This is a genomic window from Variovorax raffinosi (assembly GCF_051216615.1).
GTDB lineage: Bacteria > Pseudomonadota > Gammaproteobacteria > Burkholderiales > Burkholderiaceae_C > Variovorax.
Window position 1 is genome coordinate 253,615 of the sequence record NZ_JBPJZR010000002.1, and the last position, 18,068, is coordinate 271,682.

Sequence of the window (18,068 nt, forward strand, 5' to 3'; positions counted from 1 at the left end):
GTGAGCACCCCGCACCCTACCGCCCAGCGCCCCGCGCAGATCCTAGTCATCGACGACGAGCCCGACCTGCGCACACTCTATGAGCTGACACTGCTGCGCGAAGGCTATCGCGTCGAAGCCGCGGGCAGCGTGTCCGAAGCCTGGCAGCACCTCGAAGCCGGCGGCTTCGACGCGGTGATCACCGACATGCGGCTGCCCGACGGGCAGGGCATGGAAATCATCCATCGCATCCAGAGAGACCAGCGCAGCGAGCGCTGCGTCGTCATGACCGCCTACGGCTCAGCCGAGAACGCGGTCGAGGCGCTGAAGGCCGGCGCCTTCGACTACCTCACGAAGCCTGTCGACCTGAAGCAGTTCCGCGCCGTCGTCGCCTCCGCCGTGCAGGCGCGGCAGGCATCGCAGACGCCAACCCGCGCCGTGCGCGCAGCTCCGGCGAACAGCGGCGAGGCCAGCATGGTGACCACGGGCAGCGGCGCCGCCGCGCTCGACCGGCTGGTGGGCGATTCGGAGCCGATGCGCCTCGTCAAGTCGCGCATCGCAAAGGTGGCGCGCGGCATGGCGCCAGTGCTGGTGCGCGGCGAATCGGGCACGGGCAAGGAACTGGTGGCGCGCGCAGTGCATGCCTGCAGCCAGCGCAGCGACGGGCCTTTTGTCGCAGTCAATTGCGGCGCGATTCCCGAGAACCTGCTCGAAGCCGAATTCTTCGGCGCCAAGAAGGGTTCATACACCGGCTCGGCGCAAGACCGCGACGGCTATTTTCAGGCCGCACGCGGCGGCACATTGTTCCTCGACGAAATCGGCGACCTGCCGCTGGCCATGCAGTCGAAGCTGCTGCGCGCCATCCAGGAGCGCAGCGTGCGCTCGATCGGCTCGACGCAGGAAGACGCGGTCGACGTGCGCATCGTGAGCGCCACGCACAAGGACCTGCACGCCGAAGTGCAGGCCGCGCGCTTCCGGCAAGACCTTTTCTACCGCCTCAACGTGATCGAGATCGCGGTGCCCGCGCTGCGCGACCGCCGCGAGGACCTGCCCGCGCTGTGCACCGCCCTGCTCGCGCGCATCGCGCAAGACGGCGGCCTGCCCGTGCCGCACCTGTCGACCGAGCTGCTGCGCCGGCTGGCGCTGCATCCGCTCGACGGCAATGTGCGCGAACTTGAAAACCTGCTGCACCGCGCGGTCGCGCTCAACGACGGCGACGAACTGCAGCTCGACCTGATGGGCGCTGCCGCGATGGCGGCGGCGGAAGCCGCCTCCACGGGACCGGCCCCGCTGTCGCCCGCCGGCGACTTGCCCGTCGCAACCGCTCCCGTTGCGCATGTCGCGCCTGCTGCGCCCATTGCGGAGCCCAAGGTTGCCGCCCCCCCGTTGCCCTCCGACCTGCAGGCCTACCTCGACCAGCAGGAGCGCGAAATCCTCGTGCGCGCGCTGCACGAAAGCGGCTTCAATCGCACGGCCGCCGCCGCGCGGCTCGGCATGAGCCTGCGCCAGATCCGCTACCGCATCGCCCGATTGGGCATCACCACGCCCAACGGCGACGATGGCGCCAGCAGCCATGCCGACGACTGAAGCCTGCGCCGATGACGACGGCCTCTGGCAGGCCGGCTGGTATCGCTTTGCCAAGGCGCTGCGCTCGCCGAATTTCGGCCCCCGCCCGGAAGGCGCGCAGACCGACCTGGTCGTGCTGCACTCGATCAGCCTGCCGCCCGGCGAGTACGGCGGCGACGCGGTGCAACAGCTCTTCACCAACCAGCTCGACTGGGATGCGCACCCCTACTTCCAGAGCATCCGTGGCCTGGAGGTGTCCTCGCATTTCTATGTGCGCCGCAACGGCGAGCTCTGGCAGTTCGTGAGTTGCGACGACCGCGCCTGGCATGCTGGCGTGTCGTCCTGGCGCGGCCGCGGCAACTGCAACGACGACTCGATCGGCATCGAACTCGAGGGCCTCGAAGGCCTGCATTTCGAGGAGGCGCAATACGAGACGCTCGCAAGCCTCTGCGCCGCCGTCGCGCAGCACTACGCCATCGCGCACATCGCCGGCCACGAGCACATCGCACCGGGTCGCAAGCAAGACCCTGGTGAAGGTTTCGACTGGCCTTCGCTGCGCGCGCGGCTCGGGTGGAGTCCACAAATGTTTCCCGCTCAAGTGGTGCCGCGCTAATTTTTTCAATCGCGTTGCGTCCCGTGATGCGCCGTTCTTGCGGCGCAGCAATGCGACAATTGCAAACGCCAGATCCAGCAACCATGCGCCCTGCAGGCTCAAATCGGCCTGCAAGCCAAGCCCCATGCGGCTTGCGCCACCATGGGCCAGTATTGATGCGGCACCGCTGGCGGTGTCCTATGCCGAAAGAAATATCGGCAATGCTTGTATCCATAGGAAAACGCTACATCTAGTGGGTTGTAGCCCCCTCACACCCTAGATATAGTGTCTTCCGTCCGACGCTCAATGTCGGCGCGACGCCCAGCCAAGGCGTCGCCATCCAACAAGAATTGCCAACCGAGAGGAAGCGAATGCAAACAGCCCTGAACCCCCAATCGACCCCGCGTGCCGTTCCCTCGACGCCACCGCAGCAGCAGCGAGACACTGCTGGCTCGTCCACCGGCCAGAACCTCGCGCACTACCAGATCATTCGCCGCAACGGCGCCGTCGTGCCCTTCGAGCCGAACAAGATCGCCATCGCGATGATGAAAGCCTTCCTGGCGGTGCACGGCACCCAGGGCGCGGCTTCGGCCAGCGTGCGCGAAACCGTCGACGTGCTCACGCAAGGCGTGATCCGCGCGATGGTGCGCTCGCGTCCGGGCGGCGGCACCTTCCACATCGAAGACGTGCAGGACCAGGTCGAGCTCGGCCTGATGCGCGGCGGCCACCACGAAATCGCGCGTGCCTACGTGCTGTACCGCGAACGCCGCACGCAAGAGCGCTCCAAGCAGGTCGAGCAGGAAACGCCGGCCGCGCCCGCGCTGCATGTGCTGGACAACGGCGAGCTCGTCACCCTCGACCTGAACGAACTCAAGGGCCTGATCGAATCGGCCTGCGAAAACCTGGGCGACAGCATCACCGCCGCGCCGATCGTCGCCGAGACGATGCGCAACCTGTACGACGGCGTGCCGCTCGACGAGGTCTACAAGGCTTCGATCCTGGCGGCCCGCACGCTGATCGAGAAAGACCCCGACTACACCTTCGCCACCGCGCGCCTGCTGCTGCACACGATCTTCAAGGAGATCATCGGCCGCGAAGTGATGCCGGTCGACCGCGCCACCGCCTACGCCGACTACTTCCCGCAATTCATCAAGAAGGGCGTGGACAACGACCTGCTCGACGAAAAGCTGCTGCAGTACGACCTGCCCCGCCTGGGCGCCGCCCTGAAGGCAGAGCGCGACAACCAGTTCGACTACCTCGGCCTGCAAACGCTGTATGACCGCTACTTCCTGCACGTGCGCAAGGCCCGCATCGAGCTGCCGCAGGCTTTCTTCATGCGCGTGGCCATGGGCCTGTCGCTGAACGAAATCGACCGCGAAGCGCGCGCCATCGAGTTCTATGAAGTGCTGTCGTCGTTCGACTTCATGTCGAGCACACCCACCCTCTTCAACGCCGGCACGCTGCGCTCGCAGCTGTCGAGCTGCTACCTGACGACCGTGCCCGACGACCTGGACGGCATCTACGAGTCGATCAAGGAAAACGCGCTGCTCTCGAAATTCGCGGGCGGCCTGGGCAACGACTGGACCCGCGTGCGCGCGCTCGGCAGCCACATCAAGGGCACCAACGGCGAATCGCAAGGCGTGGTGCCGTTCCTGAAGGTGGTCAACGACACGGCCGTGGCGGTGAACCAGGGCGGCAAGCGCAAGGGCGCCGTCTGCACGTACCTGGAAACCTGGCACCTCGACATCGAGGAGTTCCTGGAGCTGCGCAAGAACACCGGCGACGACCGCCGCCGCACGCACGACATGAACACGGCCAACTGGATCCCCGACCTCTTCATGCGCCGCGTGATGGAAAAGGGCACCTGGACGCTGTTCTCGCCCTCCAACGTGCCTGACCTGCACGACCTGTTCGGCGCCGACTTCGAAAAGGCCTACGTCGCCTACGAAGAGAAGGCCGCCCGCGGCGAGATCAAGCCTGCGCGCACCATCCAGGCTTCGGACCTGTGGCGCAAGATGCTCACGATGCTGTTCGAGACCGGCCATCCGTGGATCACGTTCAAGGACGCCTGCAACGTGCGCTCGCCGCAGCAGCACGCGGGTGTCGTGCACTCGTCGAACCTGTGCACCGAGATCACGCTGAACACCAGCGACACCGAAACCGCCGTGTGCAACCTGGGTTCGGTGAACCTGCTGCAGCATCTGAAGGACGGCAAGGTCGACCAGGAAAAGCTGAAGAAGACGATCTCGACCGCGATGCGCATGCTCGACAACGTGATCGACATCAACTACTACGCCGTGAAGAAGGCGCGCGACTCGAACCTGCGCCACCGTCCGGTGGGCCTGGGCCTGATGGGCTTCCAGGACTCGCTGTACGAACTGCGCATTCCCTACGCCTCGCAAGAAGCCGTGCAGTTCGCCGACGAGTCGATGGAAGCCATCTGCTACCACGCCTACTCGGCATCGGCCGACCTGGCGCGCGAGCGCGGCAAGTACTCGAGCTACAAGGGCTCGCTGTGGGACAAGGGGATCCTTCCGATCGACACGCTCGACCTGCTCGAAAAAGCTCGCGGCGGTTACGTCGAAGTCGACCGCTCGTCCACCCTCGACTGGGACGCGCTGCGCCAGAAGATCAAGACGCAAGGCATGCGCAATTCGAACTGCGTGGCCATCGCGCCGACCGCGACCATCTCGAACATCATCGGCGTCGACGCTTCGATCGAGCCTTGCTTCGGCAACCTGTCGGTCAAGTCGAACCTGTCGGGCGAATTCACCGTGATCAACCACTACCTGGTGCGCGACCTCAAGCGCCTGGGCCTGTGGGACGACGTGATGGTGATGGACCTGAAGCACTTCGACGGTTCGCTGCGCCCCATCGACCGCGTGCCGCAAGACGTGAAGGCGCTCTACGCCACCGCGTTCGAAGTGGAAACCACGTGGCTGGTCGAAGCCGCCTCGCGTCGCCAGAAGTGGATCGACCAGGCGCAGTCGCTGAACATCTACATGGCCGGCGCATCGGGCAAGAAGCTCGACGACACCTACAAGCTCGCATGGCTGCGTGGCCTGAAGACCACCTACTACCTGCGCACGCAGAGCGCGACGCACGCCGAAAAATCGACGGTGCAATCGGGCCGTCTCAACGCGGTGTCGTCGGGCAACGATGCACCTTCGGGCATGAGCGCACTCGAAGCCGCCGCTGCTGCAGCGAAGGCACAGATGAGCGCAATGCCTGCCACCGACATCGCGTTCTGCGGTGTCGACGACCCGACTTGCGAAGCCTGCCAGTGAACGTGTCGATGCTCGCGACACAGCGTCCGTGAGCCAGTGAGGCGCATGCGAAAAATCGCGCGACGTTCAGTCAATGAAGGCATTGACTGACATCGCGCGATGCATGCGAGCAACATAACAACCACATAAATGGAGCGCGATGTGAACGAGCACTTTGCAACTTACATCGTTACTCCGATAATTTGAACATTGGATTTTTCTATGTTGACCTGGGACGAAGAAGTCAAGCCCTCCTTACCAAAGGATATGCAACAAGGATTGCAGCACCACAACGCATCGACCAGCGGCTCGCCCGCAGGTCGTTCGGTGGATGCTCCGACTTCGTCGATTGCACAACCCGCAGCACTGCGCACGCTCGATGACGGCGCCTCTGCGCCATTGCGTCAAGTTGCACCGACCGCCACCGCGGTCCCCGCTGTCGCCCAGCGCGTCAAGGCTTCCGACAAGCGCATCATCAACGGCCAGACCGACGTCAACCAGCTGGTGCCGTTCAAGTACAAGTGGGCTTGGGAAAAGTACCTCGCCACCTGCGCCAACCACTGGATGCCGCAGGAAGTGAACATGACGCGCGACATCGCGTTGTGGAAAGACCCGAACGGCCTGACCGAAGACGAGCGTCGCATCGTCAAGCGCAACCTCGGCTTCTTCGTGACCGCCGACTCGCTGGCCGCCAACAACATCGTGCTGGGCACCTACCGCCACATCACGGCTCCCGAATGCCGCCAGTTTTTGCTGCGCCAGGCTTTCGAGGAAGCGATCCACACGCACGCGTACCAGTACATCGTCGAGTCGCTCGGCCTGGACGAAAGCGAGATCTTCAACGCCTACAACGAAGTGCAGTCGATCCGCGAGAAGGACCAGTTCCTGCTCCCGTTCATCGACGCCATCAGCGATCCGCACTTCAAGACCGGCACGCACGAAACCGACCAGACGCTGCTCAAGTCGCTCATCGTGTTCGCCTGTCTGATGGAAGGCCTGTTCTTCTACGTCGGCTTCACGCAGATCCTTGCGCTGGGCCGCCAGAACAAGATGACCGGCGCTGCCGAGCAGTACCAGTACATCCTGCGCGACGAGTCGATGCACTGCAATTTCGGCATCGACCTGATCAACCAGCTCAAGCTCGAGAATCCCGGCCTCTGGACCTCCGAGTTCAAGGCCGAGATCAAGGACCTCTTCATGAAGGCCGTCGAGCTTGAGTACAAATACGCCGAAGACACGATGCCGCGTGGCGTGCTCGGCATGAATGCCTCCATGTTCAAGGGCTACCTGCGCTACATTGCCAACCGGCGTGCACAGCAGATCGGCCTCGAAACGCTCTTCCCGAACGAAGAAAACCCGTTCCCCTGGATGAGCGAAATGATTGACCTGAAGAAAGAGCGCAACTTTTTCGAGACCCGCGTGATCGAGTACCAGTCGGGTGGCGCGCTCTCCTGGGATTGAATCTTTCGACAAGAATTAATGAATTCAAGAATTGCCCTTGCCACCGATCGCGCCAAAGAGCGCGGCATGGACGAGGGCTCAGGTGTTCATGGTGCTGGGGCTCAGATTCCAACGCCATGAATCGCTTCACGCTCCCAACGTGCGTGGAGTGCTTCAATAGGTTGATTTTTTCAACTTGATCAAGGAGAAATAGAAATGGCAACTGCAAAGAAAGCGCCGGCCAAGAAAGCCGCTGCAAAGAAGGCTCCGGCAAAGAAGGTCGTGGCTGCTAAGAAGGCTCCGGCCAAGAAGGTAGCTGCGAAGAAGGCTCCGGCAAAGAAGGCCGCCGCCAAGAAGGTAGTCGCCAAGAAGGCGCCTGCGAAGAAGGTAGCCGCCAAGAAGGCAGCTCCGGCAAAGAAGGCCGCCGCCAAGAAGGCGCCGGCAAAGAAGGCCGTAGCGAAGAAGGCTCCGGCGAAGAAGGCCGCTGCCAAGAAGGCTCCTGCCAAGAAGGCCGCCGCCAAGAAGGCGCCTGCGAAGAAGGCTGCTGCCAAGAAGGCCCCGGCGAAAAAGGCTGCGGCCAAGAAAGCCGCGAAAAAGCCCGCTGCCAAGCCTGCCGCTGCCGCCAAGCCTGCTGCTGCGGCCAAGAAGCCCGCAGCAAAGAAGGCCGCCAAGGCTGCAGCGCCCGCAAAGGCTGCCGTAGCGCCCGCTCCCGCGGCGCAGACGACGCTGAATCCCCAGGCAGCATGGCCGTTTCCGACGGCCAGCAAGCCCTGAGTTTCTCAGCGGCCTTGAAGGCGCAAAGCCCGGCACCTCACGGTGTCGGGCTTTTTTATTGGCGCCGGAACAAGCCGGCGAGCCGGCTGCGAATTACAGGCCCAGGGCCTTGCGATCGACCTGGTAGTTCTGCGGACCGCGCTGCGCGATCTTGAGCGCACCGATACGATTGCCCAATGCCGCGCATTGCGCGAGCGGCCATTCCTTTTCCAGACCGAACAGCAGCGCGCCACGCCATGCGTCGCCACAACCGGTGGGCTCGACCACTTCGGTAGCCACGACGCCGGCCACGTGCTCACGCTCGCCGTCGATCCAGACTTCGCAACCCTCGGCCGCCAGCGTGACCACCAGGCCACGCACGCGCTTCGAGATCTCGGCCAGGCTCCAGCCCGTGCGCTGCGACAGCATCTTGCCTTCGTAGTCGTTGACCACGACCCAGCTCGCCAGCTCGACGAAGTGCTTGAGCGCGTCACCGTCGAACATCGGCAGACCCTGGCCCGGATCGAACACGAAGGGAATGCCCGCGGCGGCGAATTGCTCGGCGTGCTGCAGCATTGCTTCGCGGCCATCGGGCGCGATGATGCCGAGCTTGATGTCCTCGCGCGCAGCCACCTGCGTCACGTGCGCCTGCTGCATCGCACCGGGGTGGAAGGCGGTGATCTGGTTGTTGTCGATGTCGCTCATGATCATCGCCTGCGCGGTGAACGTGCCTTCGAGCTGGCGCACGAACTCCGTGCTGATGCCCAGCGTGCGCATGCGCTCGATGTAGTCGGCGCCATCGGTGCCCAGCGTGGCCATCGGCAAGGCCGTGCCGCCTAGTGCGTTGAGGCTGTAGGCGATGTTGCCGGCGCAGCCGCCGAAGTCGCGCCGCAGGGTCGGCACGAGGAACGACACATTGAGGATGTGCAGCTGGTCCGGAAGAATCTGGTCGGCGAACCGGCCCTCGAAAGTCATGATGGTGTCGAACGCGAGGGAACCGCAAATCACTGCTGCCATGGGTGGACCGTTTGTTGAGTGGAAGATGGATGAATGAAGAAAGGGCGACGCGCGCGGCGCCCGACTAGGGGTAGAAGGCTTCGACGCGATAGCCCGCAATGGGCGGCAGCGCGGCAGCTTCGGTGGCGGACAAGGTCAGGGGCAACGAGGCCGCACGGTCGGCGCGCGCGGGCAACACGGCCGGTGCGCCATAGTCCGCCGGCATCAGCACGCGGCGCACCACGGCACGCTCTTGCGTGTCGAGCAATGACAGCTCGACAGCCGGCATCGCGAGCGGCACGGTGGCGCCGTTGCGCAGGGTGAAGCTGAGGCGGTAGTCATTGCCACCGCTCTTCTCGCGCGCGAAGGCGGCGCCTTCGATCATGATGTCGCCGATCTGGCGCAGGGCCGCGAGTTCGCAGCCCGTGTATTGGCACAGCGTGGCGAGCGCGGGGCGCAGGCTCGGCTGGCGTGCGGCAATGCCGTCACGCTCATGGCGAATGACCTGCACGACGAGCAACAGGATGGCGAGCACCACCAGCAGGATCAGCACGCCGCGCACGCCCTTGCGCTGCCAGAAGCCGGGCGGCTTTTCGACGGCGTCATCCTCTTCCGCAAAGGGATGGCCTTCCGGCGCCTCGAAGGGCGACGAGAGCGAAAAGTCCGGCTCGCTCTCGACTGCCACCACAGAGGCGGGAGCCTGTGCGGCAGCGCGCTCTTCACGGGCCTTGGCTCTTGCGATCTTGGCCGACTTGATGCGGGCCCGACGCAGCGCCTTCTGCATCTGCACCTGATCGTGGTCCTTCTCTTCCTGCTCACCTTCCCCGTCGTCGCTGGCCCGCTCGACCAGCGCGCGCGCCTTGATGCGCGGGGCCACGGGCAGCGGTGGCGTGGGTGGCGGGGGCGAAGGCGGCGGTGCCGCGAGATTCAGGTCGATGTTCGGGAACGGCGGCAGGGACGTCGCGGGCGGCCGCCACGCGGGCTCACTGACATCGAGATCGGACCAGGGCTCGTCCGCAGCGATGCCGTGTTCGGGCAAGGACAACGAAAACTCGGGGGGAAACGCAAACGACGAAAGCGGCAGCTCGGGAGAAGGCGAGACTGCAGGCCCGACGCCTGGCGCGGGCACAGAGGCAGGCGATGAAGCCTCCGGCTGCGCGTGTTGCTGCTGTTCGGGTTCGTCGTCGAAGAAGTCCGCGTCTTCCACCGCCTGTGGAGGCTCCGCTTGAGGCTGTGCTGCGATCTCAGGCGACGGAGGCAGCGGTGGCGGTGCAGGCGCGACGGATGGCTCCGCCCTCGCCTCGCGCGCAGGCTCGACCAGTCCGGGCATGTAGCCACCCTGCATCGGCGGCGGCACGCTCGCCGGCGCACCGTCGGGCGCTTCATGCAGATCGAGCGTGGCATCGAACACATGGCTGCATCGACCGCAGCGCACCCAGCCGTCCGAGATGCGAAGCTGGTCGCGCACCACCTTGAAGGTGGTGGTGCAGGCGGGGCAGCGGGTGACGAGACTCATGACGGGGCGATTGTAGGGTTGGGCCCTCGCCGCGTGAGTGGATGCGAAGCGACGCGAAAAACGGGGCGCTCGCCTCTCAGCAGCGCGCCGTCATGAGGATCCAGCCGTCCTCGCTGTCACTGACCTCGAGCGCCGCATAAGGTGCGTACGCTTCCTTCAGCTCATCGGCCTGGCGCTCGAGGATGCCGGCCAGCACCAGCGATCCGCCAGCCGCCACATGGCTGCGCAGCAGCGGTGCGAGCACCTTGAGCGGCGTGGCCAGGATGTTGGCGAGCACGGTGTTGTAGTGGCCCTTGGCCGCGTCGGGCAAGCCGGCGTTCAGGCGCACGCTGTTGGCCTCGGCATTGAGCCGGGTCGACGAGACCGCGGCTTCGTCGATGTCGACGGCGTCGATATCGGTCGCACCGAATTTCGCCGCGCCGATCGCCAGGATGCCGGAGCCGCAGCCGTAGTCGAGCACACGCTGGTTGCCCAGCGCGCCCTGCGTCGCAATCCACCGCAGGCACATGCGCGTGGTGGGATGCGTGCCGGTGCCGAAGGCCAGGCCCGGGTCCAGCCGGATCACCTGCTTCGCCTGTGCAGGCGGCTCGTGCCAGGTGGGCACGATCCAGAATTCGGGCGTGATCTCGACCGGCGCGAACTGCGACTGCGTGAGACGAACCCAGTCCTGCTCGGGCACCGAAGCCACGCCGAGCACCGCGCAGCCTTCAAAGAAGTCCTGAAGTGCAAGCACCGATGCAGCCTCTTTCGCCAGCGCCTCGTCAGGAAACAACGCGATCACGCGTGAACGCTGCCATCCCTCCTTGGGCGGCGGCATGCCGGGCTCGCCGAACAGCGCCTGCTCGGCGTCGGTCTGCGCATCGGCATCTTCGACCGACACGCTCAACGCATCGAGTGCGTCGAGCGCATCGCTGAGCGCTTCGATCCGGTCTTCGGGCGCCATCAGGCGGAGTTCAAACATGGCGTTGCCTACCTCTTGCTCAGCGCTTGTGCGCCGCCAGCCACTCTTCAAGATAGTGGATGTTGGTGCCGCCGCTCATGAAGTTGGCGTCGACCATCAGCTCGCGGTGCAGCGGGATGTTGGTCTGGATGCCTTCGATCACGGTTTCGTTCAGCGCCGTGCGCATGCGCGCCATGGCCTGCTCGCGCGTGTCGCCGTACACGATGATCTTGCCGATCATCGAGTCGTAGTTCGGGGGCACGAAGTAGTTGGTGTACGCATGCGAATCGACGCGCACGCCAGGGCCACCCGGCGGGTGCCACATGGTGATGCGGCCCGGCGACGGCGTGAACTTCCACGCGTCTTCGGCGTTGATGCGGACCTCGATGGCATGGCCGCGCATCTCGATCTGGCGCTGCGTGAACGGCAGCTTTTCGCCGGCCGCCACCATGATCTGCGTTTTCACGATGTCGATGCCGGTGGTGAACTCGGTCACCGGATGCTCCACCTGCACGCGCGTGTTCATCTCGATGAAATAGAACTCGCCGTTTTCATAGAGAAACTCGAAGGTGCCGGCACCGCGGTAGCCGATCTTCTTGCAGGCCGCGGCACAGCGTTCGCCGATCTTCTCGATCAGCTTGCGCGGAATGCCGGGGGCCGGCGATTCCTCGATCACCTTCTGGTGGCGGCGCTGCATGGAGCAGTCGCGCTCGCCCAGGTAGACCGCGTTCTTGTGCTTGTCGGCGAGGATCTGGATCTCGATGTGGCGCGGGTTCTGGAGAAACTTCTCCATGTACACGGCCGGATTGCTGAAGGCCGCGCCGGCCTCCGCCTTGGTCATCTGGATCGCATTGACCAGCGCAGCCTCGGTGTGCACCACGCGCATGCCGCGGCCACCGCCGCCGCCGGCGGCCTTGATGATGACCGGGTAGCCGATCGCGCGGGCAATGCGCTTGTTGGTGGCGGCATCGTCCGAGAGTTCACCCTCGGAGCCGGGCACGCAGGGCACGCCGGCCTTGATCATGGCCTGCTTGGCCGAGACCTTGTCGCCCATCGTGCGGATGTTGTCCGGCGTCGGGCCGATGAACTGGAAACCGCTTTGCTCCACGCGTTCGGCGAAGTTGGCGTTTTCGCTCAGGAAGCCGTAGCCGGGGTGGATGGCCTCGGCGTCGGTCACTTCGGCAGCCGAAATGATCGCAGGCATGTTGAGATAGCTCAGTGCCGAGGGTGCCGGGCCGATGCACACGGCCTCCTGCGCCAGCTTGACGTACTTGGCGTCGCGATCGGCTTCGGAATAGACCATGACGGCCTTGATGCCCATTTCGCTGCAGGCACGCTGAATCCGGAGGGCAATCTCCCCCCGGTTTGCAACCAGGATCTTCTTGAACATGGTCACTCGATGATGAACAGCGGCTGGCCGTATTCGACCGCCTGCCCGTTTTCGCCGAGGATCTGGGTGATCGTGCCGGACTTGTCGGCCTCGATTTCGTTGAGGATCTTCATCGCTTCGATGATGCAGATCGTGTCACCCTCGTTCACCTTGCTGCCGACTTCCACGAAAGCCGGGGCGCCGGGGCTGGACGAGCGATAGAAGGTGCCGACCATCGGCGACTTGACGGCATGACCCGCCGGCGCGGCTTCGGCCGCCGGCGCGCTGGCCACGGCGGGGGCGCCAGCAGCAGCCGGCACGGCAACCGCGGGAGGTGCCGCCAGGGTTTGCACATACTGCACGGGTGCAGCACCGCCGCCTTTGACAATGCGAACCTTGCCTTCGGTTTCGGTGATTTCCAGTTCGGAAATATTCGATTCGGACACCAAGTCGATCAGTGTCTTGAGTTTGCGCAGATCCATGAGACTCCAGGGCCGGCTTTACCGGTCATTAGGATATAACTTGGCCGAAAATCGGCGATTTTCGGCGTTCGGCGTTCAACGCCGGCGTAAGAAACTGATTCTAACCATGAACCAGTTCACGTCGCCAAGTCTCCAGGTCGGTGGTTTCGAGCTTGCCCATTTTACGAGCCGCCACCGAACCGCCCGCGTTCAGCACCAGCGTGAAGGGCAAGCCGCCACCAGTGTTGCCGAGATTCTTCACCAGTTCCGTGCCTTGCAAACCGGCCAGTCCGATGGGATAGGTGACCGGCGTTCGCTGCAGGAACTTGCGCACGGCGCTTGGCTGATCGATGGCCAATCCCACCACTTGCCAGCCATTGGCACCATGTTCACGGAAAAAAGCGTCGATCATGGGCATTTCTTCGACGCAGGGCGGGCACCACGTGGCCCAGAAGTTGAGCAGCACGGGTTTTCCGCGCAGGCTCGACAGAAGCAGGTCGCCGCCCTCAGGCCGCTCGAAGCTCTGGGCCCAGAAGGCCGCATCGAGCGTCTCGCCGCTCGCCGCACTGCTGCCACGCTCCTTCCACCAGGCGCCACCGAGCCCGGCGGCAGCAGCCGCGGCCGCCACGCCGGCATAGAGCATGCCGCGTCGTGTGGGCGAAGAAGTCATTCACTTGTCCTTTTCTCGTTCAATCAGTCGGCGCAATGCGGGCAGATCGCCACGCGGCGTGCGCCCCTGGGCGTCGGGCTTGAGCGCCCCGCGCAGGTCGTCGAGGTCGTAGACCAGCAGGTGCACGCCGATTTCCTCTCCGAGCGCGCGGCTCGGAGCATGCACGCTCAGGGCCTCGACCTGCTCGCCGTGGAAGCCGGTCACCATGCGCGGCTCGTAGTCCACGTGGTGATCGATCAGGGCGATTTCGGCCGACTTGGAATCATCGCAGAACAACTGAATATAAATGTCTGACAAACGAGTGGCCGTTCCATGCCAGACGGCGCCACCCACATGGGGACGGAAGACGGCCATCCGCTCCATCCATTCAAGCGCCAGCAGGCGCAGCACATGCAGTTCCTGGGGCTGGGTGTCGGCACAGAAGAGCTCGATGTAGTCGCGCACCTCGGCCTCGACCTCATCGTTGTTCGGCAGTGCGGTGCGGGTCGACAGACCCAGGTCCCGCAGCGCCCGGCGTTTGGCCGGGCCATATTCCAGTCCTTCCTCGACAACGAGGCGGGCTGCAGTGGCGGCAATTTCACGCTTGGACGTGTCCATCGGGGCATTTTGCCCGCAGTAGACGGCCCTCACATGAACATCAGTACGAAGCACAGGACAAAGGGCGGGCCACGGCAAAGACGGTGCATGTCGCCTACCTAGAATCGACCGATGCACATTCATATTCTGGGTATCTGCGGCACATTCATGGGCGGATTGGCCGCCCTGGCGCGCGAGGCCGGCCACCGGGTCACGGGCTGCGATGCCGGCGTGTACCCGCCGATGAGCGACCAGTTGCGCGCCCTCGGCATCGACCTGATCGAGGGTTTCGGCGCCGATCAGCTTGCACTTTCGCCCGACATGTTCGTGGTCGGCAACGTGGTGTCGCGGGCGCGCTTGCCCGACGGGAGCCCCAAGTTTCCGCTGATGGAAGCCATCCTGGATACCGGCAAGCCCTACACCAGCGGCCCGCAATGGCTGGCCGAGCATGTGCTGCAAGGCCGCCACGTGCTCGCCGTGGCCGGCACGCACGGCAAGACAACCACCACGTCGATGCTGGCCTGGGTGCTGGAGCAAGGCGGCAAGGCGCCGGGCTTCCTGGTCGGCGGCGTGCCGCTCGACTTCGGCGTTTCGGCGCGGCTCGGCGACGGCGCGGCCTTCGTGATCGAAGCCGACGAATACGACACCGCCTTCTTCGACAAGCGCAGCAAGTTCGTGCACTACCGGCCGCGCACGGCCGTGCTCAACAACCTCGAGTTCGACCACGCGGACATCTTCGACGACCTCGCCGCCATCGAACGCCAGTTCCATCACCTCGTGCGCACCGTGCCAGGCACCGGGCGGCTGGTGGTGAATGCCACCGAAGAAGGCCTGCAGCGCGTGCTGACCCAAGGCTGCTGGAGCGAACTCGCGCGCTTCGGCGCAGGTGGAGAATGGCAGGCACGCGGATCGCACGACGCCTTCGACGTGCTGCACCGGGGCGAACCGGTGGGCCGCGTCGAGTGGGCGCTTTCGGGCCTGCACAACCAGATGAATGCGTTGGCAGCCATCGCGGCGGCCGAGCATGTGGGCGTTGCACCGGCCGATGCGGCCCGCGCGCTCGGCAGCTTCCGCAATGTGCGGCGACGCATGGAGTTGCGCGGCACGGTCGAGCGCAGCGGCGGCGCGATCACGGTCTACGACGACTTCGCCCACCACCCGACCGCCATTCGCACCACGCTCGACGGCCTGCGCAAGAAGCTCGACGATGCCGGCAAGCAAAGTGAGCGCATCCTCGCGGCCTTCGAGCCGCGCAGCAACACGATGAAGCTGGGCGTGATGGCGGCGCAACTGCCATGGAGCCTGGAATCGGCCGACCTGTCGTTCTGCCACACGGCCGGCCTCGACTGGGATGCCGCCGCGGCGTTGGCCCCGATGGGCGACCGCGCGCAGGTGGCAGGCGCCATCGAGCCGCTGCTGGCGCAGATCGTGGCGGCCGCCCGGCCGGGCGATCACATCGTCTGCATGAGCAACGGCGGCTTTGGCGGCGTGCACGACAAACTGCTTGCCGCCCTTCGGGCGACGGCGGCATCATGACCGCCATGCGCACTCGCGAACTGATCGACACCCTGAAGCTGCAGCCCCATCCCGAGGGCGGCTGGTACAGCGAGGTATTCCGCTCGGCGGCGAGCGTGACGCCCGCCGATGGCCGTCCGCTCCGCAATGCGCTGACCAGCATCTACTTCCTGCTCGAGGCGGGCCAGCATTCGCGCTGGCACCGGGTGCTGTCCGATGAAGTCTGGGTGCACCTGGAAGGCGTGCCGCTGGCGCTCTGGACCTGCGACGCCGCGATGCGCACCGCGCCGGCCCACGCACGGCTGGGCCCGGTCGATGCCCACGGCACCCGGCCCCAGCATGTGGTGCCGGCCGGCCAATGGCAGGCGGCCCGACCGATCCCGGGCCACACGGCGGGCGACTACACGCTGGTCGCCTGCATGGTCGGCCCGGGCTTCGACTTCGCCGATTTCTCGCTGGTGCAGCCCGACAGCAACGAAGCTGCGTCGATGCGGCACCACTGGCCCGAGCTGGCCGGGATGCTTTAACCCCGGCGCTGCTTGACGGCCTGCGAGAGCGTCTCCAGCACCTGCACCGAATCGTCCCAGCCGATGCAGGCGTCGGTGATGCTCTTGCCGTATTCGAGACCCGAGAGCTGGTCCTTGCCCGGCGTGAACTTCTGGGCGCCGGCCTGCAGGTGGCTCTCGACCATCACGCCAAACACGCGGTTCGAGCCGCCGGCGATCTGGCCGGCGATGTCCTTGGCCACCTCGATCTGCTTCTGGTGCTGCTTGGAGCTGTTGGCATGGCTGCAGTCGACCATCAGCGTGGGCGGCAGCTTGGCGGCTTCGAGGTCCTTGCAGGCGGCTTCGACACTCGCGGCGTCGTAGTTCGGCGCCTTGCCGCCGCGCAGGATCACGTGGCAGTCGCGGTTGCCGTTGGTCTGCACGATGGCGACCTGGCCGTTCTTGTGCACCGACAGGAAGTGGTGGCCACGGGCCGCCGCCTGAATGGCGTCGGTGGCGATGCGGATGTTGCCGTCGGTGCCGTTCTTGAAGCCGATGGGCGCCGACAGGCCCGAGGCCAATTCGCGGTGCACCTGGCTTTCGGTGGTGCGCGCGCCGATCGCGCCCCAGGCGATCAGGTCACCGATGTATTGCGGCGAGATCACGTCGAGAAACTCGCTGCCCGCCGGCAGGCCGATGCGGTTGATGTCGATCAGCAACTGGCGTGCAATGCGCAGGCCTTCGTCGATGCGGAAGCTCTCGTCAAGGTACGGGTCGTTGATCAGGCCCTTCCAGCCGACGGTGGTGCGGGGCTTCTCGAAGTACACGCGCATCACGATTTCCAGCGTGCCGGCGTACTTTTCGCGCTCGACCTTCAGGCGCTTGGCGTACTCGACGGCAGCCGCCGGGTCGTGGATCGAGCAGGGCCCCATGATCACCAGCAGCCGGTCGTCCTTGCCCGCCATGATGTTGTGGATGTTGCGGCGGGTGCTTTCGATCAGCGTTTCGATGGCCGTGCCGCGGATCGGGAAAAAGCGGATCAGATGTTCGGGAGGGGGCAGCACGTTGATGTCCTTGATGCGTTCGTCGTCGGTCTTGCTGGTTTTTTCGACGCTCGCATACCAGCTGTCGCTGGCGGGGGCAGTGTTCGTGCTCATGGGTGCTTCCTTGTTGGAGTGGATATCGTCAGGGCATAAAAAAACCGCCGGGGCTGGATGCGCCGGCGGTTTTGGGAGGGTGTTCGTTTGCTTTACGCGCTCGCCTCTCGTCCGCCGGAAACCGGGAACCAAAAGTAGGCAAAGAAATAAGCGCGGAGGGCGGACATGTGGGCGGAATGTAGCACGGAAAACAAAAGCCCGGTCAAGCGACCGGGCACTGCGTTGCTTATCGGTAGCCCGACTCGTTGGCGTTGTGAATGATCCAGATCAGGTTGCCGCTGGAGTAATCGCCCATGCCGCCACCCGCAAAAATCAGCCGGCCCTGGCCCTTGTAGGTCATCTCGAAACGGTGACGGTCGCTGCCGAAGTAGAACGGAATGAAGGCCTTGCCGGTGATGTAGGCACCCTGGTCGGTCGGCTGGCCGGCAAGGTCGGTGACCTGCCTGGCGCTCATGCCGATCTGCAGGCGCGCGAACTTGCTGTTGCGCGCGGGGTTGCCGGTGATCTCGCCTTCGTAGCCGTTCAGGCCCTTGACGGTGCGGCCGCTGCCGGCCTCGACCTTGGAAGAGTCGGTCACGTTGCCCTGGGCATCCATGCCGGCCTTGGCGCCACCACGGGCGGGCGCCGCAGCGGGTGCGGGCGCTGCCTCGGGCTGACTGCCCGAACCACCGCGGGATGCGCAACCGGCGGCCCCCAGAGCCACCATGGCGGTCACGGCCCACAGCACGGCAGGCGAATTGGTCCTGTTCCCCATCGAAATGCTCCTTGAATTTGTCGTTCGCAAAAG

16 protein-coding genes are annotated in these 18,068 nt (G+C 65.0%); 7 read left to right on the forward strand and 9 right to left on the reverse strand.

All coding sequences use genetic code 11. From position 1 onward, the window contains the following. From ACSFB7_RS07265 to ACSFB7_RS07285, 5 genes are all read left to right on the forward strand, one after another. Positions 1 to 1,566, forward strand: a complete 1,566-nt coding sequence (locus ACSFB7_RS07265; protein ID WP_435468524.1) for a sigma-54-dependent transcriptional regulator — start codon at positions 1 to 3, stop codon at positions 1,564 to 1,566. Continuing rightward, a complete protein-coding gene (gene ampD / locus ACSFB7_RS07270) occupies positions 1,553 to 2,158 on the forward strand; it encodes a 1,6-anhydro-N-acetylmuramyl-L-alanine amidase AmpD (RefSeq protein WP_435468526.1) in 606 nt (201 codons plus the stop codon). The genes ACSFB7_RS07265 and ampD overlap by 14 nt, the downstream gene beginning before the upstream one ends. A 350-nt stretch (positions 2,159 to 2,508) precedes the next feature. Continuing rightward, positions 2,509 to 5,424 (forward strand): ribonucleoside-diphosphate reductase subunit alpha, encoded by a 2,916-nt coding sequence (locus tag ACSFB7_RS07275; RefSeq protein WP_435468528.1) that lies wholly within the window; start codon positions 2,509 to 2,511, stop codon positions 5,422 to 5,424. 201 nt (positions 5,425 to 5,625) lie between these two features. Further along, on the forward strand, positions 5,626 to 6,864 hold the full coding sequence (locus tag ACSFB7_RS07280) for a ribonucleotide-diphosphate reductase subunit beta (protein ID WP_435468530.1): 1,239 nt from the start codon (positions 5,626 to 5,628) through the stop codon (positions 6,862 to 6,864). A 195-nt stretch (positions 6,865 to 7,059) separates the two neighbouring features. Next, positions 7,060 to 7,617 (forward strand): histone H1-like DNA-binding protein, encoded by a 558-nt coding sequence (locus tag ACSFB7_RS07285; RefSeq protein ID WP_435468532.1) that lies wholly within the window; start codon positions 7,060 to 7,062, stop codon positions 7,615 to 7,617. A gap of 93 nt (positions 7,618 to 7,710) precedes the next feature. Here ACSFB7_RS07285 and ACSFB7_RS07290 read toward each other — a convergent pair whose 3' ends face one another. From ACSFB7_RS07290 to ACSFB7_RS07320, 7 genes are all read right to left on the reverse strand, one after another. After that, entirely contained in the window at positions 7,711 to 8,613 is a 903-nt protein-coding gene (locus tag ACSFB7_RS07290) for a carbohydrate kinase family protein (RefSeq protein ID WP_435468533.1), read from the reverse strand. Between the two features lie 64 nt (positions 8,614 to 8,677). Beyond that, a complete protein-coding gene (locus ACSFB7_RS07295; RefSeq protein WP_435468534.1) occupies positions 8,678 to 10,108 on the reverse strand; it encodes a zinc-ribbon and DUF3426 domain-containing protein in 1,431 nt (476 codons plus the stop codon). Between the two features lie 76 nt (positions 10,109 to 10,184). Continuing rightward, on the reverse strand, positions 10,185 to 11,069 hold the full coding sequence (gene prmA / locus ACSFB7_RS07300) for a 50S ribosomal protein L11 methyltransferase (protein WP_435468536.1): 885 nt from the start codon (positions 11,067 to 11,069) through the stop codon (positions 10,185 to 10,187). 19 nt (positions 11,070 to 11,088) lie between these two features. Next, positions 11,089 to 12,438: an acetyl-CoA carboxylase biotin carboxylase subunit gene (gene accC, locus ACSFB7_RS07305; protein WP_187113974.1), complete on the reverse strand. Its 1,350-nt coding sequence runs from the start codon at positions 12,436 to 12,438 to the stop codon at positions 11,089 to 11,091. 2 nt (positions 12,439 to 12,440) lie between these two features. Further along, positions 12,441 to 12,899, reverse strand: coding sequence for an acetyl-CoA carboxylase biotin carboxyl carrier protein (gene accB, locus ACSFB7_RS07310; RefSeq protein ID WP_435468538.1), 459 nt, complete (start codon positions 12,897 to 12,899; stop codon positions 12,441 to 12,443). 100 nt (positions 12,900 to 12,999) lie between these two features. Continuing rightward, positions 13,000 to 13,548: a TlpA family protein disulfide reductase gene (locus ACSFB7_RS07315; protein ID WP_435468540.1), complete on the reverse strand. Its 549-nt coding sequence runs from the start codon at positions 13,546 to 13,548 to the stop codon at positions 13,000 to 13,002. Further along, positions 13,549 to 14,145, reverse strand: a complete 597-nt coding sequence (locus ACSFB7_RS07320) for a hypothetical protein (protein ID WP_435468542.1) — start codon at positions 14,143 to 14,145, stop codon at positions 13,549 to 13,551. Between the two features lie 111 nt (positions 14,146 to 14,256). Here ACSFB7_RS07320 and mpl point away from each other — a divergent pair, with 111 nt between their 5' ends. Beyond that, positions 14,257 to 15,660: a UDP-N-acetylmuramate:L-alanyl-gamma-D-glutamyl-meso-diaminopimelate ligase gene (gene mpl, locus ACSFB7_RS07325; RefSeq protein ID WP_435468544.1), complete on the forward strand. Its 1,404-nt coding sequence runs from the start codon at positions 14,257 to 14,259 to the stop codon at positions 15,658 to 15,660. Continuing rightward, entirely contained in the window at positions 15,657 to 16,166 is a 510-nt protein-coding gene (locus ACSFB7_RS07330; protein ID WP_435468546.1) for a cupin domain-containing protein, read from the forward strand. The genes mpl and ACSFB7_RS07330 overlap by 4 nt, the downstream gene beginning before the upstream one ends. Here ACSFB7_RS07330 and ACSFB7_RS07335 read toward each other — a convergent pair. Together ACSFB7_RS07335 and ACSFB7_RS07340 are read right to left on the reverse strand one after the other, a co-directional pair. Further along, positions 16,163 to 17,281, reverse strand: coding sequence for a 3-deoxy-7-phosphoheptulonate synthase (locus tag ACSFB7_RS07335; RefSeq protein ID WP_435468548.1), 1,119 nt, complete (start codon positions 17,279 to 17,281; stop codon positions 16,163 to 16,165). The genes ACSFB7_RS07330 and ACSFB7_RS07335 overlap by 4 nt on opposite strands. Positions 17,282 to 17,507: 226 nt before the next feature. After that, a complete protein-coding gene (locus tag ACSFB7_RS07340) occupies positions 17,508 to 18,035 on the reverse strand; it encodes a hypothetical protein (protein ID WP_435468550.1) in 528 nt (175 codons plus the stop codon). Between the last annotated feature and the right edge of the window lie 33 nt (positions 18,036 to 18,068).

Bases quoted from the DNA above. Each gene is read 5' to 3' on its own strand.
- ampD (WP_435468526.1), top strand. From the start codon at position 1,553: ATGCCGACGACTGAAGCCTGCGCCGATGACGACGGCCTCTGGCAGGCC.
- ACSFB7_RS07275 (WP_435468528.1), top strand. From the start codon at position 2,509: ATGCAAACAGCCCTGAACCCCCAATCGACCCCGCGTGCCGTTCCCTCG.
- ACSFB7_RS07280 (WP_435468530.1), top strand. From the start codon at position 5,626: ATGTTGACCTGGGACGAAGAAGTCAAGCCCTCCTTACCAAAGGATATG.
- ACSFB7_RS07285 (WP_435468532.1), top strand. From the start codon at position 7,060: ATGGCAACTGCAAAGAAAGCGCCGGCCAAGAAAGCCGCTGCAAAGAAG.
- ACSFB7_RS07290 (WP_435468533.1), bottom strand. From the start codon at position 8,613: ATGGCAGCAGTGATTTGCGGTTCCCTCGCGTTCGACACCATCATGACT.
- ACSFB7_RS07295 (WP_435468534.1), bottom strand. From the start codon at position 10,108: ATGAGTCTCGTCACCCGCTGCCCCGCCTGCACCACCACCTTCAAGGTG.
- prmA (WP_435468536.1), bottom strand. From the start codon at position 11,069: ATGTTTGAACTCCGCCTGATGGCGCCCGAAGACCGGATCGAAGCGCTC.
- accC (WP_187113974.1), bottom strand. From the start codon at position 12,438: ATGTTCAAGAAGATCCTGGTTGCAAACCGGGGGGAGATTGCCCTCCGG.
- accB (WP_435468538.1), bottom strand. From the start codon at position 12,899: ATGGATCTGCGCAAACTCAAGACACTGATCGACTTGGTGTCCGAATCG.
- ACSFB7_RS07315 (WP_435468540.1), bottom strand. From the start codon at position 13,548: ATGACTTCTTCGCCCACACGACGCGGCATGCTCTATGCCGGCGTGGCG.
- ACSFB7_RS07320 (WP_435468542.1), bottom strand. From the start codon at position 14,145: ATGGACACGTCCAAGCGTGAAATTGCCGCCACTGCAGCCCGCCTCGTT.
- mpl (WP_435468544.1), top strand. From the start codon at position 14,257: ATGCACATTCATATTCTGGGTATCTGCGGCACATTCATGGGCGGATTG.
- ACSFB7_RS07330 (WP_435468546.1), top strand. From the start codon at position 15,657: ATGACCGCCATGCGCACTCGCGAACTGATCGACACCCTGAAGCTGCAG.
- ACSFB7_RS07335 (WP_435468548.1), bottom strand. From the start codon at position 17,281: ATGAGCACGAACACTGCCCCCGCCAGCGACAGCTGGTATGCGAGCGTC.
- ACSFB7_RS07340 (WP_435468550.1), bottom strand. From the start codon at position 18,035: ATGGGGAACAGGACCAATTCGCCTGCCGTGCTGTGGGCCGTGACCGCC.